Genomic DNA, 25,941 nt, shown 5'->3' with positions numbered 1-25,941 from the left:
TAAAAATTATAAAATCAAACCAATCGCAAAACTCAGCACTTGTACGCATGCTCCGACCGCAAGGATCCGAACGGCACAAATGAAGGTCTCTCTTTTGATTTGTTTTTGCATAAATCGTTTTGTCTGTTGCCAGACAAAGGGCGCCGCGAAAAAGGTCAGAACCAGTGACCAAGGCGCAATGTTGAGGGCAACTGAGGCAATGATCGCAACAAACGCCAAGACGTTCATCGCGATAAATAATTTCAACGCACGGGCTTTACCAAGGTAATGCACCAGCGTATAGCGCTCATTTTTTTCATCCTCTTCCAGATCACAAATGTTGTTTGCCAGCATCAAGTTGGCGATCCATAATGTGTTGGGCAATGAGATCAAGAAAATACTGCCAATCGTGGCAATGTTCCATTCAAAGGTTTGATAGGCATTAAGATAGACACAGATCAATGAGATCATAAAGCCCATCGTAAAGCCGGAAAAGAACTCGCCTAAAGGCAAACTAGAAAGCGGCCGTGGACCAGAGGAATAAAAGATCCCGACTAGGTAACAATACAGCCCCATCCAAAAGAGCGGCCAGCCAACCACCATTGCCAAGGCGATCCCCATGGCAGCGGAAAGGATGATCATGGAGACCATCAACCAAAAAACCAATTTGACAGACAATTGTTCCCGACCAATGATATTGGTTTTTTCTTTGTAATCATGCCCTTCTGTGGCATGATGGTAATCGTTGTAGTTATCTAAAATATCCACCGCCATATTGAAGATCAGCATGGCAATGAAATACAACAAGACATAGCCAAGATGAATCGTTTGATAATTGTACCAGCTGTAGCAGACACCAATAAAAAATGGCAAAATACTGGCGGTTTTTGCTTTAAATTCGACAAGTTCTAAAAATACAGGTAGCGTCACAACTTCACCTCCTTTAGTGAGTGCATTAAACTAGTCAATCACGCCCCTTTACGCTAGAATAAGGGCTGAATGACTGTTAGAAAGGGTTATACTATGTTTGACTTTTGGATCGATTATCCGACGATCGAACAACGATTGAAAACCGTATGTTCCATCATTGAAGAACACGTTACTGTTCGTAACAAAGAGATACAAGATGTTTTGATCGACTTTACTTATTCAGGTGGAAAAATGCTGCGGCCAGCGCTCTTTTTTTTGTTTGCTGACTTAGGCGATCCCCATTATAAAAAAACCGACCAATTAACAAAAATTGCTGCTTCTCTAGAAATTTTACACATGGCCACTTTGATCCATGACGACATTATTGACGATTCGCCGCTGCGGCGCAGTCAAGTCACTGTTCAAGCCAAATATGGCAAGGATATCGCGGTCTACACGGGTGATCTTCTGTTCACCCAATTTTTTGAGCTTTTGATCGAAAGTATGAATGGCTCCCCGTTTTTAAAAACCAACGCACAAGCCATGAAACGACTCCTTTTAGGTGAGCTTGATCAAATGCACACTCGCTACAACATCCATGAATCGATTGACGACTATCTACAAAGCATCAACGGCAAAACCGCTGAACTGTTTTGGCTCGCTTGTCTCGAAGGCGCTCATTTTGGCGGCCTCGACACAGAAAACCAAGAACGAGCTGGTGAGATCGGGCGCAACATCGGGATCGCCTTTCAAGTATTCGACGATATTCTCGACTACACCTCTGATAGCGGCACCTTGAAAAAACCGATTCTAGAAGATTTGGCGCAAGGGGTCTATACCTTGCCGCTGCTATTTGCCAAAGAACAGGCACCTGCAGCATTCGCTCCTTATTTGAATAAAAAAGCAGCACTCTCCTTGGCAGAAGCCCAAGAAGTTGCGGATCTTGTCGTCCGTTACGGCGGTGTCGAAAAAGCGCGCGCTTTCGCGGTCACCTACACGCAAAAAGCCTTAGACGACATCGATCTGCTGCCAGAAGCACCTAGCAAGGCCAAAATTCGTTCATTAACTGAACTGCTCTTGCAGCGCAATTACTGAGCCATAGAGCAATGATAAGAAAAGCGTCCATCACTGATTGATGGACGCTCTTTTTTATCGTCGTCCTTGGTCAATGGCCAATAAGTGTTGAAAATGTTTATTTTCTGCGGCCAATTCGGCAGGTGTTCCGCTCATGGTCAACTGACCATCTTCAATAAAAAGCACACGATCCATCATCGAAATTCCTTGCAAGTGGTGGGTGATCCAAATGATCGTTTTGTTCTCCAGCACTTGGAAAAAGGTTTCAAGTACGTCTTGCTCCGTGATTGGGTCTAAGCCGACGGTTGGCTCATCCAATAAGATGATTGGGGTGTCTTTTAGCAAGATTCGCGCCAATGCCAAACGATGCCGTTCTCCACCAGAAAAACGCAAGCCGGCTTCATCCACCATCGTCGCCAAACCATTAGGCAAAGCTGCCACCATTTCTTTCAACCCGACTTGCTCCAGTACGCGCCAGACTTCTTCTTCCGAAGCCGACTCATTGCCTAGCCGAATATTATTCAAGACGGTCGTATGGAAAAGATAGGGACTTTGATTGATGACACCGATCAAGTCACTGATTGACTCACTCAATGCCGTCACTGGCACGTCATTTAAGGTGATCGCCCCTTGCGTCGGTTGCAGATCGCCTCGCAACAAGGAGGCAAAGGTACTTTTCCCAGAACCGCTGCGGCCAAGGATCGCTAGTTTTTGATGTGCAGGAATCGTTAGATCCAGCCCATGAAGCACTTCTTTGCCTTCAGGATACTGAAAATGCAAGTCCTTGACTGTGATCGACACGAGGCCCGTCACTTCAGGTATTGACGGTTGCTCCATGGAGACCTCTTGGCTATTTTCTTCTGGTAATGCATTGAAGCGATCGATGGAGTCTTTGTAGCGATTGGTTTCTTGAGCAGCTGACGGTAATGGCGCAAATGCATCAACTAAAGGAAAGACGCACAGGACAAAGGCAGCGATCCAGTTGGCTGCTCCTCCGTGGTTACCTGGAAAGCGAATGCTGGTCCAAAGTAGCAATGCGACAGCGATCACCCCAAAGATGCTTTGTAAAAGAAAATCACGCCGGCGATCAAAGGACAGCATCTGTTCATCCACCGCCCGCAACTGCGTTTCCAGTTCCTTATGGGCAGCCACGTACTCGCTCCCTCTTTGAGAGAAGACCCAATCAGAAACCCCTAATACATTATCCGTCAGTGTCGTATACAAGTTGTTTTTCATGTGTTTTTGCTTTTCTTGCCGCGCGCCGTTGATGATCACCGACCAAAGCGGCAAGACAAAGACGATGATCCCTAATAGCAGCAGCATCACCAAAGCAAACCACCAAGAAAAATAGCCTAGTCCAATGATCAAGAACGCATACAAGATCCAAGCGATCACAGTAGGAAAGATCGTCCGCAAATACAGGTTTTGAATATGGTTGATATCTTCTGCCAATAAGCCCAAGATATCCCCTGTGCGATGCGCTTGCTTAAAGAAGATCGCATCTTTTTCTACTACGTTATACAATTTCAAACGTAAATTAGAGGTCATGCGCAAGACCCAGCTATGACTGGTCAACCGTTCCAAGTAGCGAAAGACTGGACGGCCGATCCCAAACGCTCGGGTCAGTACGATCGGGATGTAAACCAATAGAATGTTTTCTGGGATCGATGCCGAGCGGCTGATCAGGTACCCCGAATTAAACATCAGTGCCCCACCACAGAAAAAGGTCAAGAAGCCTAGGAATAAGGCCAGCGCCAAAACGTTTTTGTATTTTGACAAGAAAGGCTTGACCCAGGTATCGGTTTTCAATGAGCGCAATAAGCCGATTTTATTCAAGCTGTTCCCTCCTCATTCCATTGACTAGTTCTGTAAAAGCACCTTGCTTTTGCTGCAGTTGTGTCAAGGTGCCTTGTTCCACGATTCTTCCTTGATCCATCACGATGATTTCATCCATTTCTTCCATCCAGTGCAAGCGATGGGTTGCAAAAAAGACTAACCGGTTTTCCATCAGCGGCAGCATCCGTTCCTTTAAGGCAACTTCAGTTTCAATATCCAAATGTGCCGTTGGTTCATCAAACAAAAGAATCTTTCGTTGCTGATCTAAGAAGGCACGGGCTAAAGCGATCCGTTGGGCTTGTCCACCACTTAGATGCCGTTCCCCTTCTCCTAACATCGTGTCCAACCCTTGCGGCAGCTCTGCCAAAAGCTCAGTCAAGCCTGCCACTTCAATGGCTTTCAGTACGGCTTCTTTGGTAGCTGTCGGCTGATAAAACGCGACATTTTCCTGCAAGGTCAACCGATAGATATAAGGATTTTGCGGAATATAGATCAGCTGTTCTTGCCAGCTTGCTTGGCGAAAGGCCGTGGTTTGGGCTCCTCCAAGAGTGATCTCGCCACTGTCTGGCACGAGAAAGCCACTCAAAGTATTGATCAAGGTAGACTTGCCAGAACCGCTCAGACCGATGATCCCGATCTTTTTGAAGCCAGTCACGTTCAAGTTGATATCCCTCAAAGCTGCTTTTTCCTCGTAGGAAAAAGCCAGCTGATCAATCGTTAACTGGGCGTCTTCCTGCCAACGAGGCACCGTTACTGCCGGTACTTGGGCTTCCGGCTGATGCAAGATCTCCGTCACCGCAGTCATCGCATTTTTCCCGTCTAAGGTTGCATGATAATCACTGGAAAAGTCGCGGATTGGCAAGAAATATTCTGGTGCTAAAATCAAGATAGTTAACGCCGGAAACAGCAAGATCCCTTCATTGATCAGCCGCAAGCCTAGCAAGACTGCCACGACGGCAATCGATAAGGTCGTGAAAAAGTCTAAGGCGAAGGTCGATAAAATACCGACTTTTAATGAAGCCATCGTCGCTTTCCGAAACCGTTCGCTGGAAGCAAAGATACTTTTGCCATATTTTTTACTGACCCCAAACAATTTCAGCGTGTCGATCCCTCGCAAAGAATCGATGAAATGATTGGACAATAATTGAAACGTCCGGTATTGTTTTTCCGCTTTGCTTTGGGCGGCATAGCCCAAGATGATCATAAAAATGATGATCAAGGGGAACACCAACAGCAAGACCAAGCCGGATTCCCAATCCAGATAAAAAACGAGTGCCAAAATGACCCAAGGAATGATCGACATATTCATGATTTTGGCAAGAATCAATTTCAAGTAGTTTTCGACTTGGTTGATCCCTTCCAAGACCATCGTTGTTACATTTCCCGTCCCTTGCTGTTGTGCGATCTGAGGACCGACCCGAAACAATTTCTCCAATAATTGATCCCGCAGATCGGCGGCTTGCTGGTAACTGTAATCATCGAGTCTTTTGGAACGGAAATAGATAACGGCTTGTCGGGCGATAAACGAACAAAAGAACAGCAGAATCCAGCCCCACTGTTCCTCTAATGGTCGTCCTTCCCATAAGCCAGTGATGGCACGTGCCAATCCATACGCCTGCCCAATAATGAAGAGCGCCTGCAGGAACGAAAGTCCCGCAAGCAGCCCTAAAAGTTGTTTCATTCCTGGGAGCTTCATGATTTGTTTATCAATCATTTATACCCCTCCAACGCCTCCGTATGACTGATCCGCTTACGGAAGATATAGTAACTCCAAGCCGTATAGGCCAAGACGAAAGGCAAGATCGTCAGTGAAAGATAACTCATGATCTTCAATGTGTAGCGGCTTGAAGACGCATCAGCGATCAACAGGTCATAGCTTGAATCGATCGAACTGATCAAGACTCTTGGGAATAACCCTGTGAAGATCAATGCCACCAAAGCGATCAACGTCAAGCCGCTCGCAATGAAAGCCATCATTTCTTTGCCTTTAAAGACGCCGATATTTGCAATCAGAGTCAGTACAACGATCACGAGCAACAAACCAAGCGTTGTCGCAAAATGATTCTCAAAGAAATCCGTTTGGAAGTAAAGCATCACAGCAAAGACGATTAAGCCTGCATATAGGATGCCATAAAAAATACTTGCATAGTTGCGTGCCCGTGCCCGAATCGGACCTTCCGTTTTCAAAGCGATATAGTTTAATCCGTGCAAGTAGCACAACAAGGTCAACGCGATCCCGCCAACGATTGAAAAGGGATTGACGTAATCCGTAAAGGTTGCGGTCATGTTGCCATCTTCACCCAAAGGCATTCCTTGGATCATGCTGACAAACATCAGACCGAAGAAAAACGGTACGATCGTACTGCCGATCGTCAACGTCCAGTTCCAAATGTTTTTGTGCTCTTTCGGGAAGTTCGCTCGAAACTCAAAGGAGACACCACGAATGATCAACCCAACTAAGATCAACAGCAAAATCAAATAAAAACCGCTGAACAAAGAAGCATACCAGTATGGAAATGAGGCGAACATCGCTCCGCCGGCGGTCAATAGCCACACTTCATTGCCATCCCAGACAGGCCCGATCGTTTTAACGATCTGGTCTTTTTCCTCTTCATTGTGAGCCAATGTCTGCACAGACATCCCCACACCAAAGTCAAACCCTTCTAAGAAGAAGAATCCGGAAAATAAAAGCCCAATCAACGTGAACCATAGTAATTGCAGACCGGTCATCCTTCAAACGCCTCCTTATCAAATGGGTCTTCGTACCCATCTTGGTTGTCTCCTTGGCTGATTTCACCAAAGGCTTCTTTTTCAGGTCCATGATCCATTTCCCGTTTCACAAGATAGACCATTGTTCCGCCTAAGCCAGAGAATAAGAGGAAGTAAACGATATTTGAGATCAAGAGAGAGGTCACGGAAACGTTTGGTGACACACTATCTTCGATCGTAAACAAGCCGTAAACCGTCCATGGGTAACGCCCTAACTCCGTGATCAGCCAACCAGCTGTATTGGCAATAAATGGGGTGAACAAAGTGATTGCCACTACCCAAAGTAACCAGCGTTTTTCAAAGAGCCATGGTTTCTTCTTACGCGTAAAATACAACCCCAGACCAGAAACCAACAGCATCAAGGCACCAAAACCAGCCATGATCCGAAAGCTCCAAAAGAGTGTGTTGACCGGCGGGTAGTAATTCCGGTCGCCGTAGGTTTCAATCAATTGCTGATTGACCGTATCCATCCCATCGATTGAGCCGAAGGGTTCATTGAAGGCTAAGATACTCAACATATATGGAATCGAAATACCGAAGACTTGGTGATGTTCCGCTTCATTCGCCCAAGCAACGACAGTCCAAGCCGCAGGACTCCCGGTATCTTCATAAGTTCCTTCCATTGCGGCAAATTTCATTGGTTGTTCTTCAACCAAGTATTTCATTTGTTCATCCCCGGCTAGCAAGACGGTGAATGAACCGAACAATGCCACCGCAAAACCGATCCGCATTGATTTTTTGAAGAAATCGCGGTCAATGTCTTTGTCTTTCTTCAATAGACGAAAGGCTGATAAACCAGCAACAATGATTCCGCCCATCGTGATGGCTGCGGTGATCACGTGTAAAAACTCATACCACACTTGTGGATTTGCCAATAAAGCACCGAAGTCAGTCATTTCTGCCCGGCCATTGTTCAAGGTATACCCCACTGGATGCTGCATAAAACTATTGGCAGCTAAGATCCAAAACGCCGATAGCATCGAACCAAGCGTCACCAACCAGAAAAAGGTGGCGTGCAGCTTGGGACTGACCCGATCCCATGTAAAGATCCACAGTCCTAAGAACGTCGATTCTAAGAAGAACGCCAACAAAGCCTCCAAAGCCAAGGGCGCACCAAAAATATCCCCGACAAAACGAGAATAGTCTGACCAGTTCATCCCAAATTGAAATTCTTGAATGATCCCTGTCACGACCCCGACAGCAAAACTTAATAGAAAAATATTTCCCCAAAACTTCGTCATCCGGCGATATTTTTCATCTTTTTTGATCACATAAAGTGTCTCCATAATTGCAACGACGACACCAGTTCCGATCGAAAACGGTACAAAGAAAAAGTGAAAAATCGTCGTCATCGCAAACTGGATTCGCGCTAGTGTCACAATATCCATCCTACATCCTCCTATTTCATAAAAAAGTGCATTAAAATAATTCTAAAGAAAGAAAAATTCCAACTTCGAATATACTCCTCTAATCAGTAAAAAAGAAGCAAATTGCTTGCATTTACTGATTTTTAATCACTTCCTCTCCGATTCTTAAACATAAGGCGCTTTCATCAGCGGAATATAGCTTTTTAGGGCTCTTCCCACCCGTAACGAGTTCCCTCAGAAAGCAAAGGATCACTCAATAAAATTCCCGGGAAATCCTCCTTTAAAACAAACGTGCTTAATGACTGATACATGGAAAACGTGGTCTTCATCCCTAATCTTTCCAATTGATCTAACGTTTGTTGCATTAAGTCCGCCGCTTTTGGCTTGTTTTGTTTTAATAAACATGTCCAGCCTTCAAAAAACGGCATAAAGATCGCTTGCTCAATGTGTTCTTTTTCATAAACATGATCTCGCCATAAATGAAAGGTCTTTTCCGCATAATCCACCTCATCAAAAACAGCAAAGACGGAAAACACCGTCTCAAACGTGTTGTATAGAATATCTTTGTTGCCGGGGATTTTTGCAAAGCGCTGACTCTTTTTGATGGCGATCGTCAAACAGCGCCAAAGCAAAGCTGGCTCCATCGAAACTGCTACGCGGGCAAATAGCCGCAGCTCATAAACACCCCATGTATCGGTATTCAGCAAGTAATGTTTCGCAGAGTCCAAACAATAATTGTGTTTCGGGTACGCCTCCTGGATGGGCACCCCTTTAAAAAGCTCCTCTTTCATCAAGTAGTCAAAACGGATCAGTTGTAAGAAGTGGTCCAGCTCCAAGGAGTAATGTCGTTGAAAGTAGGCGGTCAGCTTTTGATATTTCTTTTTTAGTTTAGGTACTTCATCAATAGATTCGATCCCCATCGAACGGACATAGTCGACCATTAGCTTTTGAGCCTCCGAATGATGCTCCCCAGTATGCAGCAGTTGAAATTCGGCAAAACTCACTTCTAGTTTATCTAGCAAACGATGAAATCGTTCGCAGGAAATCGTCGTTTTGCCATTTTCAAATTGCGATAACAAAGACATCGACAATTGTTCGTCCACTAATTCCTTCAATAGTAAGCCTTTGCTTTTGCGAAGCTCTTTCACTGTCGCACCATAATTGTTCATTTTTTCACCTTCTTTTTCAATATATTGAAATAAGCAGTTGCTTTTCCCGAAGAGCCTTTATAGTTGAATTATCTTATAGAAACGAGGGAAAAGCTATGGATACCCATGTAAAAAAGAAAATGCTTCACGTGAAACATTTACAAAAAAGTTTCAAAGACAAAACCGTTTTGAAAGAGGTCACTTTTGACGTCACTCCTGGCGAAGTATTTGTCTTATTAGGATCAAACGGTGCTGGAAAAACCACTCTAGTCAAAATTTTGTCTACCATCCTGCCTTTTGATCAAGGAACCGCGCTGATCGATGGGATCGACTTGACCAAAGATCCAGCAGCGATTCGCGAGAAAATCAGTCTGACGGGGCAATTTTCCGCCGTCGATCAAGAACTAACCGGACGAGAAAACTTGCTGATGATTGCTGCCTTGCGCCATGTCAAAAACAAACAGTTGATCTTCCAACAGTTGTTAGAGCGTTTTGATTTGGTGGATGCCAGCAACAGACTAGTCAAAAACTATTCTGGTGGCATGCGACGGCGCTTAGACATCGCCATGAGTTTTATCGGCGAACCTGACCTGCTCTTTTTAGATGAACCGACGACCGGGTTAGACCCGCAAAACCGCTTAGCCACATGGCACATGATCAAAGAGATCGCCGCTCAAGGACGAACGATTTTCCTGACGACCCAATACCTAGAAGAAGCTGAATTTTTAGCAGACCAAGTCGCCATTTTGCATGAAGGGAAAATCATCTTGCAAGGAACACCAACGGAAGTCAACGCACTGCACCCTTCGCAAACGATGGAAATCAGCGTATTGACAAAAGAACACTTGCAAACCGTGCGTCAGCATCTGTCTGATTTTCCGCTGCAAGTCAATGAGTCCAGTCTCTCTCTGGCATTTCCCGTCAGTCAAGACTTCCAGCATTCCTTCACGCTGTTGCAGGAACTCAATCAACTACCGATCACCATCACCAGTTTTAATCAAAAGAATGCTTCTTTAGAAGATATTTTTCTAACACTTGTCCAAGGAGGAAACCAATGAAAGCAATTATAGAAACCAACACCTTATTCAAGCGCAATCTCTTGCTATCGATTCGCAGTATGGAGACTTTGCTAAGTGGAATTTTGACCCCAGCGATTTTAATGATCCTCTTTGTCTATGTTTTTGGGGGAGCCATGAACGTCGGTGATACCTCTTATGTCGATTTTGTCGTTCCCGGTGTCCTCGTCCAATGTATCGCCCAAAGTGCTTCCTCCGTTGGGGTAACGGTGACGGAAGATTTGAAATCCGGCATGGTGGAACGGCTGATGACCTTGAATATTTCTAACTCAGCCTTTTTAAACGGCCATGTCTTCGCCGCGACCCTTCGGAGCTTGATCAGTACCTTGGTCGTATTGATCGTTGCCATGGTCATCGGTTTTCGCCCTCAAGCCACAGTTGCTGGCTGGGGGCTCGCCTTCCTATTGATCTTTTGCTTCACCTTCGCTTTTACTTGGGTCTCAGTTCTGGTTGGTCTCATCGCCAAAAGCCCCGAGACAGCTACCTTGTTTACTGTCTTGATCACCCTTTTGCCCTACTTAAGCTCTGGTTTCGTCCCTACGGAAACCATGCCGCGCCCGTTAGCCATTTTTGCTGAATACCAACCAATGTCGCCGATCATCCGTTCTTTGCGAGGGCTTTTGTTAAACTTGAAAGATACCACCTTGATCAGTGCCTTTAGCTGGTGCGGCGGTATCGTAGTCGTGAGCTGGTTCTTGGCACGAATGCTTTATCAGAAACGGTTACGCTAATGACGCCGGCTCCCTTTTCTGACTCTCTTATTAAAAAAGCGGCAACGATCAAGCTTCTGCTTCGTCGTTGCCGCTTATTTTTTAATCGAGGACTTCTCCGTTAGAAGCCGTCACTTTCTTATACCAGTCAAAGCTGGCTTTTTTGTACCGTTTTCCTGAACCATTGCCCCAATCATCTAGATCCACGTAAATGAACCCATACCGCTTGCTCATTTCTGATGAGGAGCAGCTAACAAGATCGATCGGTCCCCAAGGATAGTAGCCGATCAGTTCTACGCCATCATAGATTGCTTCTTTCATTTGTTCAATGTGCTGTTTCAGAAAATCAATGCGATACGTATCATAGATCGTTCCTTCTTCATTCAATGTCTCATAAAAACCCATACCATTTTCTGTGATCATGATCGGCAATTGGTACCGATCATAATACTCATTCAAAGCAATCCGTAACCCAATTGGATCAATCGCCCAGCCCCAGTCATTGGCTTCTAAATAAGGGTTAGGCGAAGCTGCGTCTTCTTTCCCGTAGTTTTCACTATGAATGATTCGCGTGTAGTAATAGGAGAAAGAAACAAAATCGACCGTATGCTTGAAGTCCGCTTCATCGTTTTCCCCAAATTGAATCTCGATGCCGTTTTCTTCAAAAAAGCGATAGGCATAATTCGGATAAGTTCCCCGCGCAAGTACATCTGAATAATAATATTCCATTTGATTATTTTTGAGAGCACTCAGAACATCCAACGGTTTACAAGTAGCTGGATAAACATTGCCATAATAAGACATCATCCCAATTTGAAAAGAAGGATCAATTTCTTTCCCTACTTTGATCGCTCTCGCACATGCTACCAATTCATTGTGAACCCCTTGGTACTTAGCTTGCTTCAGATTGTCGACTCGGTCAGCGGGAATACCAAGGTGGTTAAATGATTCATGGGTAATCAAGTTCATTTGATTGACTAAGATCCAATATTTGACTTTTCCTTGGTATCGCTTGAATACGACTTGCGCAAAATGAACAAAGAAATCAATCAGTTTACGATTTGACCAGCCATCATAAGCCATCGCTAAATGGATCGGCATTTCATAATGAGACAAGGTGATCAAGGGTTCCATACCGTTTTCAAGGATACAATCGATCAATTCGTCATAAAAGCGCAACCCTTCTTCGTTGGGCGTTTGTTCGTCTCCCTTTGGAAAAATTCTCGCCCAACTAATAGATGTTCGAAACGAATTCATGCCTGTTTCTGCCAAGAGTGCCAGATCCTCACGAAATGTATGGTAAAAATCGATCCCATCCCGTTTAGGGTAACGCCCTTCTTGATCATTTAAAGCAAATTCAACGTCTGCCGTCGTTATTTCTTTGTTGCTTTTCTTTTTTATATCGATATCATTACGAAAGCGATTGATGTCTGCCACGCTCCAGCCTTTTCCCCCTTCAAGATAGGCCCCTTCTAATTGATTTGCGGCAACTGCACCTCCCCAATAAAAATCGGCAGGAAATTGCTTCTTATTTTTCTTCATGTCATTGCTCCTCTTCTCAAAATTTGATTGCTCATCTCATAGACTTATGCTTCGGTTTGACCTTCTTCAAGCACTAATTTGCGCTCGTAGGCCTTGAAGAAAGGATAATAAATACCCAAATAAATCAAGAAATTCACCACTACTAAGACAGCACCGCGAATGCTGGCTGTTGCGATTACTGCTGCAAAAATACTCGGAACCGTCCACACAGCCGCTAATGGATACGCCATTCCGGGAACAAGATTGGACACAAACGCGAAATAGGTCACGAAAGTGGTCACGATTGGTGCCACGACAAAGGGAATCGCCAGTGCTGGATTCAAAACGATCGGCAACCCAAACAACAGTGGCTCATTGATGTTGAAGACCCCAGGAATAAAGCTGAGACGACCAAGTTGTTTTAAAAATTTTGATTTGGAGAAACACATCATTGCGCAAAGTGCTAAGGTTCCTCCGCCACCGCCGATCCATAAGAAAGTAAAGATAAACGGCTGTACCCCCAGATTAGGAATCGCTTGTCCGGCTTGTGCTGCTGCCATATTTGCTTCAGAATTGACTAGCCAGATCGGCAACATCACCGTCGCTAATATTTGCGGATGAATCCCGAATAGCCACATGATACAAGTCAATCCTACATAGACCAAGGGTGCTGCTAACGAGTTGGAAGAAACACTTAATAAGGGTGTGATCAAACTTGCAATCAGGGCATTGATGTCAAAGCCGATCAAGTGAACAATGATCCAAACGATCGTCATTGAAAAAAACACGGGAATAATCACTTCAAAACTGCTGCTGACATTCGTAGGGACTTGCTCTGGCAGTTTAAACCCGATATTGTATTTTTTACAAAGGCGCATGCACTCGACTGCTAATATAGCGGTCAAAATACTGGCGAACATGCCTTCTCCTCCAAGATATTGCGTAGAGATAAACGTTCCTTCATCTAAAGAAGTGAAGGTCAATGTAGTAAAAAAGGTAAAAATTGCAGAAACGCCCCCTGCCAAACTATCCAGTTGGTAGCTTTGCGCTAATCGTGCGCCGATGCCAAAAGCTGCATAGATCGAAAGCAGTCCCATACTCATATTGAAGGGAATGATCAGTTTTGCCACTAAGTCGGGATGATTGCCCATAAACGATACATAGGATTGAGGCCATGGAATGTACGGTATCAATAAAAAGATCGATCCGATCACTGTGATTGGAATCGTTGCGATCAATCCATCGCGAACAGCACTCAAGTGACGTTGATTAGAAAGTTTCATCATTGGCGGCATCACTTTGATTTCAATAAATTGCATTAATTTATCCATCAGTAAATCCTCCTAAATTTTTTAAGATATATCTTAACTTGAATATAAGCGCTTTCTCATAAGGAAACAATAAAAGCTATTTTCCAAAAATGGAAAATAGCTTTTTACGTTTACTCTTTTCTCATATTCATAATCATAAAAATCATCCATAGATGAAGCACTTTTTGCGAGTAATAATTCGATGACATCAATGGAACGACCTCTTTAAACAAGACACGCTCTTCAAAGAGATTACTTTGAGCGGCTTGCTCGCTGAACGTCAATAAAACTTTCTGACAGGCCGTTTTTTCAAGCAAATAGGCCTTTTTATCGATCCAGCTGCCGGTTAGATTGATCACAAAACAAATATCTGTTTCCCGCAATACTTGATCAATCAGCTGATCTTCCGCATTACGGTTTACTTCAAAAACGATATAGCCCATTTGACTAAGCAGTTCCCGCAGGAGATTAACAACCGAAAAAGAATAGCTGTTACCCAAGATCGCCACTCGTTTTTTTCGTTTCATTTCTTCTGCGATCCGTGTGCATTGGTGTTGATCAAATTGGTCAAAAATCTGTTTTTGGACCATGTACTCTCGGGCTAAAAATTGGTCAACCATTTCAGATACTTTACTCTTTGTATCGAGATTCGCTAGCATCCCTTCAAACATCGTATTTGCTAAATGGTATTCTTGTTCAAAATAAATCGTGAGGTCATTACGCATTTCTTTAAAACTAGCATAACCAAGTTTCTTACAAAATTTAGTGATACTGGCAGGGGTCGTCTGTGCAGCATAGGCGATTTCTTCAATATAGATCGCAGGAAATTCATCGATTCGCTCAATTAAAAGTTTTGTTATCAAAAAATTCAAATCGTATTTTTTGCATTTAAATAGATGTTCATTTAAACGAATGTATACTTGACTTGTCGTTTTCATAGCGACCACCTCACTTGCTTATTTACGCTGCCGGTTTCTTCTATCTTAGCATAGGCATCCATTTCTTAGAACCTTTCACTTATTGTACTTTTTAATAGAAATCAAAAAAAGAGTCCGCCTACGCGCAACTCTTCGATTCAGGTCCCCAGTTATTTCATTAACTGCTTTAACTATTCATAAAAATTTTCATGGGTGCCACATAACAAGACTGGAATCACTTGGTCATCGATCACATCATAAGCAATACGATAGGTTGTCCCTGCATACTTAAAACCCTTCGACCAGATTTCAGCTAAATCGCCTGTTTTTTGATCGCCGCTATACGGTTCGACAGCTATTTCATCATAAATGACATGAAGAAACTTTTGTTTCAGCGGTTTCTCCTTCAACTTTTTTAAATAATTCACTACTACTTGTCTAGATGGAATCCCCTCATAAGCCAATTTCAGTTGCCAACTCCTCTTTGGTCATTGCTTTCCCGTCGGTAGCAGTCTCCTTTGCAATTGTCTTAAATGAAGAAATCAGCTTACTCTTACGCGCTTTAAATTCGGATAAAATATCTTCGTGTTCGTATCTCTCATTAATAATATCAGTCAAGATATCTTCACTGAAATCATCGAATGGTTTTACCGGTTCAATAAATTCATACAAGATTCCATTTTCTACTAGCTTTGCTTCTACTTCCACACCATTGGGAATACCAAAGTCTTTGGGCACCGTCAACATAATGGAATTCCCTTGTTTTCTTGTTTTCGTAATCATCGTTGCACTCCTCTCTCTGTTTTTGTAATTACTCTGTAAGAACATTATATCGTAATCGAATGTAATGACAAGTAATGCCGAAAGCTGAGTGTCAAATTGAGAAAATAAACCGCCTGCTACTTCGCCTTATTTATTACTATCGATGCAGCAGGTGATACGGCTCATTAAACCAAAGAGCCCAATCTCCTTTTCCAGCGAAATATTGGCAAAAATACAGTATACTGGAGTTGAATGAATAAAAAGGCAGGGATACCCATGGATCTTAAGAACCGTCTGATCGCATTCGCTCAGACCTTCAATGATGTTCAGATCGACCATCCATTTGCAAAGTTTCCCGAGTACCAAGTCTTGCGGCACCGTAAAAGCGGCAAATGGTTTGGCTTGCTGATGACTGTAGAAAAGCAGAAATTAGGCCTGGAAGGAACGGGAATGATCGAGATTTTAGATGTCAAAGCAGCGCCCGAAATGGTTTCGATCATCAATCAAAGTCACGGCTATTTACCCGCTTATCACATGAATAAAAACCATTGGCTCACCGCATTACTAGATGGCTCTGTATCAGAAAAACAACTCCAATCTTTGTTACGAGACAGCTATGAACATACCCGTTAAACCCAAATATCACAAAAAACCGATCAACGATGCGCCAGTATAGGAGCACCGTTGATCGGTTTTCTTTTATAACGAATCCTGCGTCATCCGTGAGTCTAACGAAACACTTAGGCCAACTCTTCTCCGTTTGTTGCAATAACTTGTTTGTACCAATCGAAGGATTTTTTCTTGGAACGATCCATCGTGCCGTTGCCTTCGTCATCAAAGTCAACATAGATAAAGCCATAGCGTTTGCTCATTTCGCCTGTTGAAGCACTGACAAGGTCGATACAGCCCCATGGCGTGTAGCCGATCAAGTCTACGCCATCAGCAATCGCTTCCCCCATTGCTTCAATGTGGCGGCGCAAGTAATCGATACGATAGTCATCTTCGATCTTACCTTCTTCGTTAAAGGTATCAATGGCTCCTAAGCCGTTTTCCACGATAAACAACGGTTTTTGATAACGATCATACAATTCATTCAACGCGATGCGCAGCCCTTCTGGGTCGATTTGCCAGCCCCATTCACTTGCTTCTAAGAATGGATTGCGGACGCCGCCTAACAAGTTTCCTTGCACTTCATCGGCTTCTTCTGTGGTGATATCCACGGCAGAAGACATGTAGTAGCTGAAGCCAACATAGTCAACAGTATGTTCAGCAATCAAGGCTAAGTCTTCTTCGGTAATCTCAAGATCCTCTTTATTGACGCCGTGTTCTTTGTACAAACGATCCGTAAAGGATGGGTATTTTCCACGTACCTGCACGTCGGCACAGTAGTAGTTGAAGGCTTGATTATGGATCATCGTCGCCACTTGGTTGACTGGGTTCGCATCAATGCTGTAAGTCGTTGCATAAATGATCATACAACCGATCTGTAACTCTGGGTTTAATTCATGGCCGATTTTGACTGCTTTACTGCTGGCAACAAATTGGTTGTGCCACGCTTGGATCACGTTTGTAAAGTCGCTGGCACCCGTGCTGTTGACCATTCCTTGACTCAATGCAGAGAAATGGAAAGCAGAGTTGATCTCATTGAAGGTCATCCAGTATTTGACTTTGCTGTGGAACCGTTCCAAGACGACTTTTGCAAAACGCTCATAGAAATCGATCAATGCTCGATTTTTCCAGCCACCGTATTCTTTGGCTAAATGCAAAGGCATTTCATAGTGGGAGATCGTAACCACTGGCTCGATCCCGTATTTCAAACATTCATCGATCAGCGCATCGTAAAATGCTAGCCCAGCTTCGTTTGGTGTCGTTTCATCGCCTTTTGGAAAGATACGTGTCCAAGCGATAGAAAAACGATAGCTCTTGAAGCCCATCTCTGCAAACAACGCAATGTCTTCTTTGAAACGGTCATAATGGTCGATCCCGCGATGATTTGGATAAGTGTATTTGTCCTCATCGATCGTCCAATCAAACGTATCACTACCTAAAATCGCTAAACGCTGTTTGCCGCCAGGCATTGCATCCGCCACTGACAATCCTTTGCCATCGCGATCGAACGCCCCTTCTAATTGATTCGCTGCGGTCGCGCCGCCCCATAAGAAATTTTCTGGAAATTTTGCCATTTGCTCGTTCTCCTTTTGTTTTCTTTTGATAAACCTACCTAGCTGGTTACTGAAAAATCTCCGATAAAAAACAAAAAACCTAAATAAGAGCCGCTGCTAAAACGAGAATAGCGCTTTCTTATTTAGGTCTTGCCTGATCGAGTCAGTAACAATCCACGTGGGTTTTCTTTCTTTAACTATAGCACTAACTCATTGGCTTGTCATCATAAAATCGGTTTCTTTTAAACCGTTTCCCCCGTTGCATCGATACTTTCAGTTTGTGGGTGACCCTCCGCTTGCGCAGCTTCTGCTTCTGTTTTTAATTTTCCTTTATCTAAGACTTTAACAAAAGGAATGTACAGCAAGCAGCCTGCCAAAACGCAAACGACTTGTAGAACTGCGACCTGCCAGCCTCCAGCTAGAAACCCATTTAGAAAAATCGGTGTGCCAAAGGGAACTTGTACGCCACTAAGTCGTGGAACGATCCCACTCCAGATCGCTAGGTACGCCACAAGCACTTGAACCAATGGTGTTAATATGAACGGAATCGCCATGATTGGATTCAAAATCAGCGGTAAGCCAAAAATCACCGGCTCATTAATGGTGAACAATCCAGGAACGGCACTTAGGTTAGCGACTGTCCGTGATTGTTTTGATTTCGCCAACAGCAAAATAACGATAATCAATGACAATGTTCCCCCAGCCCCACCAATACCAGCAAACAAATCATAAAACGACTTGCTCAAAATATTTGGCAGCTCGGAACGAGCAACACCGCTAGCTAAAGCATCCATATTTTCTACATCCATTGGTAAGTACAAAGCGGTGACAAAGCTACCCACCACCAACGAACCATGGATACCGAAGAACCATAGCACCATTTGGATCAGTACAATAAATAACAACGAACCGACACTAGAAGACAAGCTTTGCAGCGGCATTGCCAAGATTTGATAGATGAAATCTGAAAATGAGCCATAAGAAGTAAAACTGAATGCCCAGCTAATGACGATCGCGGTAAACCCAGAAATAATTGCTGGAATCAAACCGGCGAAGGTATCCGTCACAAATTGCGGCACGCCTGCTGGCATTTTGATGGCGATATTTTTTTCTAAAATAAAGCAGTACAAACGAGCAAAAACTAAGCCGCAGATCATAGCGGTAAACAAGCCTTGAGCGCCGAGTTTGCTCATGTCGAGGGTCGTTGTTTCCTCCAAGGTGACCATTGGCGTCATCATCAAAAAGGCAAACAACGAAACGATGCCGGCAGGGACTGCCGACTGCTTAAATTCTGTCGCTAAACGGTGACCGACAAGAAAGGAAGCGTACACTGAGATAACCCCAACGGTCATACTGTAACCGACGGAAAAATAACCGCCAATATTGATCGAGTTGATAAAATCTGTCCACCCTTGAATCGGCAAAACTGCTAACAACAAGGCGATCGAGCCAATAATGTTGATCGGCAGCGTCGCCATCAACCCGTTTGAAATTGCCTTTAAATACCGATTGTTGGAGATTTTATCTGCAAATACTAATACCTTATCCATATATTTATCCATTTTCTTTTCACTCCTTTATTTGGATGACGAACAATACATCTTCGTGACAATTGTGGGGATGGAAAACAGTGATACCATCAGTAACTGTCAGTTTTGGTTTCAAGAAACGATTGGTGTTCAAATCGATCAATGTGACGGTCGCTGTAGAAAGATCTCCTTGCAGGCGAACTGTTGTATTGCTTGGCAAGTAAAGCAAGGCATCCTTCCTTCCTGCGATAGCTGCCATACGAATCTGTTCATCTGCATCGATCAAGCGCTCTTGGCAAGGCACAAGCTCCTGAATATTTAATAATTCAAATAATTGCTTGATAAAGCCATAATCATCTGCCCCAGGAAAAGACAAAGCTTCTGGCCAAATCATCGGACGGTCAAACGCTTCCCCGATTTCTTCCGCAAAGGTTGCCGTCGGGGTTTGCCAACTCCAGATGCCGTGGGCACCGTACGTGATCCCAGCCGAGCCGCCGGCTAACAATGATTGCCATGCTGCTTTGCGGACATCTTTTTGACCAAATCGACCGTATACGTGACGGGCATAGCCCATTTGTTCATAGCAAGGTTCTGAGTTGATGATCGGCAGTTGCGGTTCTCGTTGATAAAAACGCTCTGCCAAATAATAAGGCATATTCAAAAAGGCGCTGTTATGACCTGATTGGTATAAAAATAAGTCCAAATGTTCGACGATAGGTTCAGGGATTTCTTCAAAACGTCCCTTGATATGAATCGTTTTCAAGGTATTGGGCGAATGCTTTTCAAAGAAAACAAAGGCTTCTAGATACGTATCGATGGTTGGCTGTGTTGGGAAGTCCGTATCGCCACCAATAAAGTAGATCGGATGGAAGGCATCAAACGTCTTAATCACTTTTTGATAGTAGGCCTGGCGGCAATCCTCCGGCAACACGTTGCGTTCTTTGTCCAACTGGCTAGCCCAAGTGCCAGCGACATAGTTTGACCACAAGACAACCAATGCTAAATTAAAGCCTTTTTCATCGGCAATTTTACAAAGACGCTGAGCCCGTTCGAAATAGGCATCCTCCCAAACCGTAAAATCAAAGACACCCGCATCAAGGGGAAACGGCAAGCAGTCAAATTGACCACGGCTGCGATCCCATTGCGGTAACACATTGATTTGAAGGGTGTTGAATCCCTGCTCTTTGCGTTTGTCTAAGTAGGTGATCCAGTCATTTTCTTGAATACTAGTAAAAGCACTCCAGCAAGTATCGGCTAAATAAAAGAAATGCTGTCCGTCTCGCAATAAGGTGCGGTTATTTTGGTTTACGGTGATTTTCACGGTGGAGCTCTCCTTTCATCGGCACAAGTTGTGCACTGGCGGTTATTAATCAATATAACTACTGAGCCAGCCTTCGCACAGCTCAAACCATTTGGCGACATGGGCATTGAGGTGACTTGACTTGCGTGCCGTTGTTCGATCCGCTAATGCCAGTCCGTGTTCGCCTTTTTCAAAAATATGCAGTTCGAATGGAATTTCTGCTTCTCTTAATTTGACCGCCAACTTCAACGAGTGCGCCACATCGACTAAGACGTCTTCCGTCGTATGCCAGAGAAACATCGGAGGTGTCCACTGATCGACATGATGCAAAATGTTCATGGATTGAATGGCTTCTTCCGTCGGTTGTTTACTCCCAAAAAAGCGCTCGTTGGCAGTTAAAGGTGTTTCGATTAGACGAGCGGCAAAGCCTAGCTCATCGATTGGGAAAGCATGCTCTTGATAAACCAATGGGTAGCCAGCGATCGCCAAATTCACTTTCAGTAAGTCACTGCTGACGCCCAACGCTTCTGCCAGCTCAGCATCGTGCCAGCGCGTCGCTAGCTGCAACGCTAGATGTCCGCCTGCTGAAAAACCGCAAACGATGATTTGCTCCTCATCCACCAACCATTCGTGAGCATGCTCACGAATGATTTTGACGGTTTGAGCGGCTTCCATCAAGGCATTGTGGGGAACGTTTTTCACCTGATCACCGGTGGTGTACCATAAAACAACGCTATTTAGCCCGATACTATTGAATTTCAAGGCAATGACTTCCGCCTCTCGATCACTGGTAAAGGCGTAGCCGCCGCCTGGACAGACGATCACTAGCGGTCGTTTCTTGCCGACATTGTACTCTTTGGATTGGTGCAATAAATAGGTATCCACGTAAGCCGTTTGATTCAGTTGAATTCGTTGAATCTCCATATAGTTCCTCCTTTATCCTTCACTAAAAGCAGCTGACTTCTCAATGAACCGTTTCCATTTTTCATATTTCAAACGGATCACGGCCTGTTCGGCTTGCGGAACGATCGTGGTTTGCTGAATAGCTGGTTCATTCATGGTTGGTTTGGCAACAAGCATTGTGCCGATGGCTGAAAATTCTTCGACTTCGCTGACGATGACGGGTTTATTGATCAAAGTCGCCAATAAGCTCATCAAGGCGCGGTTTTTCGAAACACCGCCATCGATCATTACCTGATTGATCAGTCGTTCAGCGACTTCTTCCATCACATCGATCACTGCTTTGATTTGAAAAATGATGCTTTCTAAAACGGCTTTCAACAGCTCATGAGTCGTCGTTGTGCGTTTCATGCCGACAAAGCTGGCAGTCATCGTATTATCCCAAAAAGGGGCACCCATTCCTTGCAATGCTGGGATAAAATAGATGTCTTCTTGACTGTCACTGGTCAGCACTTCTTGGCAGATCTCAGCTACATCTGGCAGCGGAGCCACTTGCTCACTGAACCAGTTGATGGCGTCACCACAGGAACGGATGATGCCTTCTAGCGCAAACGCTGTTTCCTGGCTAGTTTGCCAGCCGACCGTCGTCAAAATGCGGCGATCCCGCAACGTCTGCTCCTGCTGCACTTGCATCATGATCGAACAACCGGTGCCCATCGTGATTTTTACATCCCCAAGGCTTTGACAACCTTCCCCAAATAATGCCGCTTGTGAATCGGCTAAGATCCCTTTGATAGGGATTCCGTGATAGCTACCGAAAACCGTATCAGCAGGTTTGATCGCTGGCAAGTCTGCTAAATGGATGCCAAAAAGTTTGACGAGTTCTGCATCCCAACGGCCCTCTTCAATATTGTAAAACAATGTTCGGCAAGCGTTGCTGGCTTCTGTCGCAAATACTGTCCCTTGCGTTAAATTCCACAACAGCCAGCTATCCATCGTACCGATCGCCAATTCGCCAGTCCCCGACTTTTCTTTGATGGCTGATAATTCTTGGGCCAACCATTTCACTTTGGTGCCGGAAAAATACGGATCTAAGCGCAAACCGGTCTTTTGATTGATCGTCTTTTCCCAGCCTTGTGCCGTCAATTCTTCACAAATCGTAGCGCTGCGGTTGCATTGCCACACGATCGCATTGTACAGGGGATTGCCGGTCAATCGATCCCAAGCAACGATCGTTTCTCGCTGATTGGTCAATGACAAGGAAACGATTTGATCTGCAGTGATCGCTTGTTCTTGAAACACTTGTGCCAGCAATTCTTGGACATTTTGCCAAATCTCGAGGGGATCATGTTCGACCCACCCGACTTTTGGATAAATTTGGCGATGTTTTTTATCGTAACGCTGCAGGATTTTCTCTTCTTGAAACAGTAAGAGCTTGGTACCGGATGTACTCTGATCTAAAACAAGCTGATAGGTCTTGTCCATCTTAAGCTCCTAGAAACGCAACCGCTGTTTTCGCTATGGAGGCACCGTCTAATCCATAATGGGCAAACAGTTCTGACGAAGAACCAGTAATCAAGGCTTCATCCGGAAAAGCAATGATTTTTTGTCGAATGTCCGTTTCTTCTGCCAGCGTTTCCGCCACGGCAGCTCCTAAGCCGTTGTATCGGCTGTGTTCTTCCACAGTGATCACGGTGCCTGTTTCTTTCGCCACTCGTTTGACCGTTTCTGAATCAAAGGGCTTCAAGGAATGAACATTTAAAACGGTAGCAGTGATACCTTGTTTTTCCAATAGCTCAGCAGCATCCAACGCTTGGCGCACGGTTTCGCCAGTGGCGAGCAATGCGACATCTTGACCGCTTCTCAGCTCAATGGCTTTGCCGATCTCAAAAGGATAATCTGCAGAATCATAACAATCTTCAACAGGATTGCGACCGAGACGGATATAGGCTGGTTCATTTGATGCCGCTAAGGCTTTAAACATTTGGATCGTTTCAAAGCGATCTGCTGGCAACAGCACTTGCAAATTAGGGATCGCTCGTGCCACTGCGATGTCTTGCAAGGAATGATGACTCATGCCTAATGCCCCATAGCTGACACCGCCGCTGATGCCTACGAGTTTGACATTTTTATTCGAATACGCGACATCGACTTTGATCTGCTCGATACTGCGCATGCTGAGAAAACAAGCAGGGGATGCAACGAAAGGGCGTTTGCCCATATGGGCTAAGCCGGCCGCAATACTGACGATGTTTTGCTCTGCGATCCCTACTTCCACCAATTGTGTCGGTAATTCCTTGGCAAAAGGTGCTAACGAAGCGGAACCACGAGAATCACTGGTCAACACCGTGATAGCAGGATTCTTTTTTCCTTCTTCAATCAATACGTCGCACATCGCTTGGCGATTGGCAATATTATTTTTTCCCATGAGTCAAAACCTCCATTTGCTGATCAAGTTCGGCAATAGCTTGTGCAAGCTCTTCTGCCGTTGGCACTTTATGATGCCATTGCGCTTGATTTTCGGCTACAGAATAGCCTTTGCCTTTGATGGTTTTAGCAATGATCAGCTTCGGTTGATTGGGCTGATGCGGTTTTTCTAATGCAGCCACCAAGGCAGCCATATCATTGCCATCAACGATATGCACATCCCAACCAAAGGCACGCCATTTTTCATCTAGCGGCTCCACTGCCATCACATCTTCCGAGGCTCCAGTGATCTGCAAGCCGTTGCGATCAATGATGGCGGTCAAATTGTCCAGCTGGTAGTTGGCAGCCGCCATGGCTCCTTCCCATACCGAGCCTTCTGCTAATTCGCCATCTCCCAACAACGTATAGGTTTGATACGTGCGGTGATCCAGTTTGCCTGCCAAGGCGATCCCTACTGCGACGGGTAAGCCGTGACCTAGCGAACCAGTATTCATCTCAACCCCAGCTACTTTATTGTTTGGATGACCGATCAGTCGTGAACCAAATTGCGAAAAGGTGGCTAATTCTTCTTTCGGCAAAAAACCTTTGTCCGCTAAAACGGCCCATAGTACTTCTGCAGCATGTCCTTTACTTTGGATATACTGGTCACGATCTTGCTTTTGGGGATCTTTCGCATCCACATTCATTATCTGATAATACAGGGCCACTAAAATATCGGTACAAGAAAGATCCGAACCAGTATGACCCGTTTTTGCTTGATAGATCAGCTCTAACACGGATTTTCGAATCGTTAAAGCCTTCATTTCCAGCTCGTTTATTTCCATGATTGATCCCCTCTCAAGTATGCTTTGACGTCTTCCTCGATCGGATCATAAAAATCTGGCTGCACGCCGATGTATTTGCACGCTTCGTACAAGATCGGCACCACATTTTTTCTGACCGCCGCAACATGATGAATATAAGGGCCCTCAACGAGTTTGAATTCCAAGCGATTCAAATTCGCAAATTCTAGATAGAGATAGGTCCCTTGATTGTATGGTCCATCGATCCCTTTGCCGGTGCCCATCAGCAACGAATACTCGCCGTTGTCTCCATCAAAGCGACACAACGTATACTCGTCTTTGATTGCCCGAAAAGCGACTGATCCCGGATAGTCAAAAACAAAATGCCGTTGCGGCAAAATGGGTTTGGTCTCCGCGGTGGAATAAGCAAAAACCCCTAAGTGCTGCAGCAATTCGCCATTCTCGTTTTCTGGATGGCGGCAGTTGACATCCGCAAAGATCGCACGGTGTTCCCCCAACGAAGCGGCTTCGACCAACAGTTCCGAGATCGCCCCATGAACATCCGTCTCACAGACAAAAGGCAGACCTTCTTCTTGTAAAAGCGACAGGGAGGCATACGGTAAAATACCGATTTCGTCTTGTAAAGCCGTCCAACACTGGATGACCCCTGCATTGCAGCCGTAGCTTTCACATAAGTTTTGCAAGGCCACTTTAAGGGCTGCCACCATCTCCAAATCTTTCGCCGAAATTTGGACTTTTGTATTGGTTTCGAAATAATCAATGACTGCTTGCAATTTATCTGGCTGCTGTTCTTTGACTTTCTTGATTTCTTGCACCACTTCTTGGATCGGTACTGGTGATAGCGAGATATTGAAACGCTCCAATAGTTCGCCTTCGTTGCAAATCACGGTCCAAAAATCAAAGGGGCGTGGGCCAACTTGCAAGATTCGTGTTTGTTTGAAGGTCTTGACGACATTGCAGACTTTGATAAAGTCTTGCAAGCCGCGGGCAAATTCCGGTGAATCAATATCAGAATTTTTGACATAGGTGAAAGGTACCTTGAAACGGCGCAAGACTTTCCCGATAGCGAAAAGACCGCATTGCGTATCCCGCAAACGTGAACCGTCGGCGGCTGGTGTCTCGTCTTTGGGTCCCCATAATAAGACGGGAACATCTAGTTTTTTGGCTAGACGAGCACAGGCATATTCCGTACCAAAGTTTTCATTGGCTAGAAAAAGACCGTCGATTTTTGCTGCTTTGAATTTTTCGGCGATTTTTTCAACCCCTTCATCATCGTATAGCAAGCCGTCTTCGTTGATATCTAAAATATCTACATAATCAATGGCCAGTTCGTCCATTTTTTGTCGTGTCAGATTGGCGTACTCAACGGCTGCTTCTGCACTAAATAAATTTCTTCTAGTCGGGGCGAACCCGATTGTTACTTTATCCATAAAACCACCCTT

General features: G+C 44.6%; 23 protein-coding genes. 4 read left to right on the top strand and 19 right to left on the bottom strand.

The features are described from left to right. Positions 1-6: 6 nt before the first annotated feature. Complete coding sequence (locus IGI86_RS00410; protein WP_008376658.1) at positions 7-909, bottom strand: prenyltransferase; 903 nt, start codon at positions 907-909, stop codon at positions 7-9. A gap of 93 nt (positions 910-1,002) precedes the next feature. On the opposite strand from IGI86_RS00410, the gene IGI86_RS00405 reads away from it, so the two are divergent. Further along, positions 1,003-1,983, top strand: coding sequence for a polyprenyl synthetase family protein (locus IGI86_RS00405; protein ID WP_005226544.1), 981 nt, complete (start codon positions 1,003-1,005; stop codon positions 1,981-1,983). Positions 1,984-2,037: 54 nt separating this feature from the next. Here IGI86_RS00405 and cydC read toward each other — a convergent pair whose 3' ends face one another. From cydC to IGI86_RS00380, 5 genes are all read right to left on the bottom strand, one after another. Continuing rightward, positions 2,038-3,798 (bottom strand): thiol reductant ABC exporter subunit CydC, encoded by a 1,761-nt coding sequence (gene cydC, locus IGI86_RS00400; RefSeq protein WP_086298935.1) that lies wholly within the window; start codon positions 3,796-3,798, stop codon positions 2,038-2,040. Further along, the gene (gene cydD, locus IGI86_RS00395) at positions 3,791-5,512 is read right to left on the bottom strand and encodes a thiol reductant ABC exporter subunit CydD (RefSeq protein ID WP_016611632.1); all 1,722 of its coding nucleotides are present in this window, start codon (positions 5,510-5,512) and stop codon (positions 3,791-3,793) included. Before cydD ends, cydC begins: the two co-directional genes overlap by 8 nt. After that, complete coding sequence (cydB, locus tag IGI86_RS00390) at positions 5,509-6,528, bottom strand: cytochrome d ubiquinol oxidase subunit II (RefSeq protein WP_005232836.1); 1,020 nt, start codon at positions 6,526-6,528, stop codon at positions 5,509-5,511. The genes cydD and cydB overlap by 4 nt, the downstream gene beginning before the upstream one ends. Further along, the gene (locus IGI86_RS00385; RefSeq protein ID WP_005232838.1) at positions 6,525-7,955 is read right to left on the bottom strand and encodes a cytochrome ubiquinol oxidase subunit I; all 1,431 of its coding nucleotides are present in this window, start codon (positions 7,953-7,955) and stop codon (positions 6,525-6,527) included. The genes cydB and IGI86_RS00385 overlap by 4 nt, the downstream gene beginning before the upstream one ends. Before the next feature lie 182 nt (positions 7,956-8,137). Next, a complete protein-coding gene (locus IGI86_RS00380; RefSeq protein ID WP_061053539.1) occupies positions 8,138-9,103 on the bottom strand; it encodes an Rgg/GadR/MutR family transcriptional regulator in 966 nt (321 codons plus the stop codon). Between the two features lie 95 nt (positions 9,104-9,198). Between IGI86_RS00380 and IGI86_RS00375 the strand changes: the two genes are divergently transcribed. Further along, the gene (locus IGI86_RS00375; RefSeq protein ID WP_430617639.1) at positions 9,199-10,140 is read left to right on the top strand and encodes an ABC transporter ATP-binding protein; all 942 of its coding nucleotides are present in this window, start codon (positions 9,199-9,201) and stop codon (positions 10,138-10,140) included. Beyond that, positions 10,137-10,889, top strand: a complete 753-nt coding sequence (locus tag IGI86_RS00370) for an ABC transporter permease (RefSeq protein WP_086298933.1) — start codon at positions 10,137-10,139, stop codon at positions 10,887-10,889. Before IGI86_RS00375 ends, IGI86_RS00370 begins: the two co-directional genes overlap by 4 nt. Positions 10,890-10,970: 81 nt before the next feature. Here IGI86_RS00370 and IGI86_RS00365 read toward each other — a convergent pair whose 3' ends face one another. The 5 genes from IGI86_RS00365 to IGI86_RS00345 form a co-directional block, all read right to left on the bottom strand. Further along, positions 10,971-12,410: a glycoside hydrolase family 1 protein gene (locus IGI86_RS00365; RefSeq protein WP_430607587.1), complete on the bottom strand. Its 1,440-nt coding sequence runs from the start codon at positions 12,408-12,410 to the stop codon at positions 10,971-10,973. Between the two features lie 44 nt (positions 12,411-12,454). Then, positions 12,455-13,720: a PTS sugar transporter subunit IIC gene (locus IGI86_RS00360; protein WP_087664745.1), complete on the bottom strand. Its 1,266-nt coding sequence runs from the start codon at positions 13,718-13,720 to the stop codon at positions 12,455-12,457. A gap of 110 nt (positions 13,721-13,830) precedes the next feature. Next, entirely contained in the window at positions 13,831-14,637 is an 807-nt protein-coding gene (locus IGI86_RS00355) for a MurR/RpiR family transcriptional regulator (RefSeq protein WP_008376679.1), read from the bottom strand. A gap of 170 nt (positions 14,638-14,807) precedes the next feature. Beyond that, positions 14,808-15,080, bottom strand: a complete 273-nt coding sequence (locus IGI86_RS00350) for a type II toxin-antitoxin system RelE/ParE family toxin (RefSeq protein ID WP_016611638.1) — start codon at positions 15,078-15,080, stop codon at positions 14,808-14,810. Next, complete coding sequence (locus tag IGI86_RS00345) at positions 15,070-15,399, bottom strand: AbrB/MazE/SpoVT family DNA-binding domain-containing protein (RefSeq protein WP_430617638.1); 330 nt, start codon at positions 15,397-15,399, stop codon at positions 15,070-15,072. The genes IGI86_RS00350 and IGI86_RS00345 overlap by 11 nt, the downstream gene beginning before the upstream one ends. Positions 15,400-15,654: 255 nt before the next feature. Here IGI86_RS00345 and IGI86_RS00340 point away from each other — a divergent pair, with 255 nt between their 5' ends. Next, positions 15,655-16,011 (top strand): MmcQ/YjbR family DNA-binding protein, encoded by a 357-nt coding sequence (locus IGI86_RS00340; RefSeq protein ID WP_005232842.1) that lies wholly within the window; start codon positions 15,655-15,657, stop codon positions 16,009-16,011. Positions 16,012-16,118: 107 nt separating this feature from the next. Here IGI86_RS00340 and IGI86_RS00335 read toward each other — a convergent pair whose 3' ends face one another. The 8 genes from IGI86_RS00335 to IGI86_RS00300 all read right to left on the bottom strand — a co-directional run bounded on the left by IGI86_RS00335 (position 16,119) and on the right by IGI86_RS00300 (position 25,929). Continuing rightward, positions 16,119-17,561 (bottom strand): glycoside hydrolase family 1 protein, encoded by a 1,443-nt coding sequence (locus tag IGI86_RS00335; protein WP_005226517.1) that lies wholly within the window; start codon positions 17,559-17,561, stop codon positions 16,119-16,121. Positions 17,562-17,782: 221 nt separating this feature from the next. Then, positions 17,783-19,102, bottom strand: coding sequence for a PTS sugar transporter subunit IIC (locus IGI86_RS00330; protein WP_016611642.1), 1,320 nt, complete (start codon positions 19,100-19,102; stop codon positions 17,783-17,785). A gap of 7 nt (positions 19,103-19,109) precedes the next feature. After that, entirely contained in the window at positions 19,110-20,390 is a 1,281-nt protein-coding gene (locus tag IGI86_RS00325) for a DUF4038 domain-containing protein (RefSeq protein WP_430617637.1), read from the bottom strand. Between the two features lie 45 nt (positions 20,391-20,435). Continuing rightward, positions 20,436-21,293, bottom strand: a complete 858-nt coding sequence (locus tag IGI86_RS00320; protein WP_430617636.1) for an alpha/beta hydrolase — start codon at positions 21,291-21,293, stop codon at positions 20,436-20,438. Positions 21,294-21,305: 12 nt separating this feature from the next. Further along, positions 21,306-22,754: an FGGY-family carbohydrate kinase gene (locus IGI86_RS00315; protein WP_430617635.1), complete on the bottom strand. Its 1,449-nt coding sequence runs from the start codon at positions 22,752-22,754 to the stop codon at positions 21,306-21,308. A 1-nt stretch (position 22,755) separates the two neighbouring features. Then, positions 22,756-23,697, bottom strand: a complete 942-nt coding sequence (locus IGI86_RS00310; RefSeq protein WP_061053530.1) for a transketolase family protein — start codon at positions 23,695-23,697, stop codon at positions 22,756-22,758. Further along, complete coding sequence (locus tag IGI86_RS00305; protein ID WP_430617634.1) at positions 23,684-24,520, bottom strand: transketolase; 837 nt, start codon at positions 24,518-24,520, stop codon at positions 23,684-23,686. Before IGI86_RS00305 ends, IGI86_RS00310 begins: the two co-directional genes overlap by 14 nt. Further along, positions 24,511-25,929, bottom strand: a complete 1,419-nt coding sequence (locus IGI86_RS00300) for an L-fucose/L-arabinose isomerase family protein (RefSeq protein WP_430617633.1) — start codon at positions 25,927-25,929, stop codon at positions 24,511-24,513. Before IGI86_RS00300 ends, IGI86_RS00305 begins: the two co-directional genes overlap by 10 nt. Positions 25,930-25,941 lie beyond the last annotated feature (12 nt).

This window comes from Enterococcus sp. AZ188 (genome assembly GCF_050544075.1).
In the GTDB taxonomy this organism is placed as follows: Bacteria; Bacillota; Bacilli; order Lactobacillales; family Enterococcaceae; genus Enterococcus_D; species Enterococcus_D entomosocium.
The sequence above is the reverse complement of the archived record's forward strand: the minus strand, read 5'-3'. Positions and strand labels throughout refer to the sequence as shown.

Bases quoted from the DNA above. Each gene is read 5' to 3' on its own strand.
- IGI86_RS00405 (WP_005226544.1), top strand. From the start codon at position 1,003: ATGTTTGACTTTTGGATCGATTATCCGACGATCGAACAACGATTGAAA.
- cydD (WP_016611632.1), bottom strand. From the start codon at position 5,512: ATGATTGATAAACAAATCATGAAGCTCCCAGGAATGAAACAACTTTTA.
- cydB (WP_005232836.1), bottom strand. From the start codon at position 6,528: ATGACCGGTCTGCAATTACTATGGTTCACGTTGATTGGGCTTTTATTT.
- IGI86_RS00385 (WP_005232838.1), bottom strand. From the start codon at position 7,955: ATGGATATTGTGACACTAGCGCGAATCCAGTTTGCGATGACGACGATT.
- IGI86_RS00380 (WP_061053539.1), bottom strand. From the start codon at position 9,103: ATGAACAATTATGGTGCGACAGTGAAAGAGCTTCGCAAAAGCAAAGGC.
- IGI86_RS00375 (WP_430617639.1), top strand. From the start codon at position 9,199: ATGGATACCCATGTAAAAAAGAAAATGCTTCACGTGAAACATTTACAA.
- IGI86_RS00370 (WP_086298933.1), top strand. From the start codon at position 10,137: ATGAAAGCAATTATAGAAACCAACACCTTATTCAAGCGCAATCTCTTG.
- IGI86_RS00365 (WP_430607587.1), bottom strand. From the start codon at position 12,410: ATGAAGAAAAATAAGAAGCAATTTCCTGCCGATTTTTATTGGGGAGGT.
- IGI86_RS00360 (WP_087664745.1), bottom strand. From the start codon at position 13,720: ATGGATAAATTAATGCAATTTATTGAAATCAAAGTGATGCCGCCAATG.
- IGI86_RS00355 (WP_008376679.1), bottom strand. From the start codon at position 14,637: ATGAAAACGACAAGTCAAGTATACATTCGTTTAAATGAACATCTATTT.
- IGI86_RS00345 (WP_430617638.1), bottom strand. From the start codon at position 15,399: ATGATTACGAAAACAAGAAAACAAGGGAATTCCATTATGTTGACGGTG.
- IGI86_RS00340 (WP_005232842.1), top strand. From the start codon at position 15,655: ATGGATCTTAAGAACCGTCTGATCGCATTCGCTCAGACCTTCAATGAT.
- IGI86_RS00335 (WP_005226517.1), bottom strand. From the start codon at position 17,561: ATGGCAAAATTTCCAGAAAATTTCTTATGGGGCGGCGCGACCGCAGCG.
- IGI86_RS00330 (WP_016611642.1), bottom strand. From the start codon at position 19,102: ATGGATAAATATATGGATAAGGTATTAGTATTTGCAGATAAAATCTCC.
- IGI86_RS00320 (WP_430617636.1), bottom strand. From the start codon at position 21,293: ATGGAGATTCAACGAATTCAACTGAATCAAACGGCTTACGTGGATACC.
- IGI86_RS00315 (WP_430617635.1), bottom strand. From the start codon at position 22,754: ATGGACAAGACCTATCAGCTTGTTTTAGATCAGAGTACATCCGGTACC.
- IGI86_RS00310 (WP_061053530.1), bottom strand. From the start codon at position 23,697: ATGGGAAAAAATAATATTGCCAATCGCCAAGCGATGTGCGACGTATTG.
- IGI86_RS00305 (WP_430617634.1), bottom strand. From the start codon at position 24,520: ATGGAAATAAACGAGCTGGAAATGAAGGCTTTAACGATTCGAAAATCC.
- IGI86_RS00300 (WP_430617633.1), bottom strand. From the start codon at position 25,929: ATGGATAAAGTAACAATCGGGTTCGCCCCGACTAGAAGAAATTTATTT.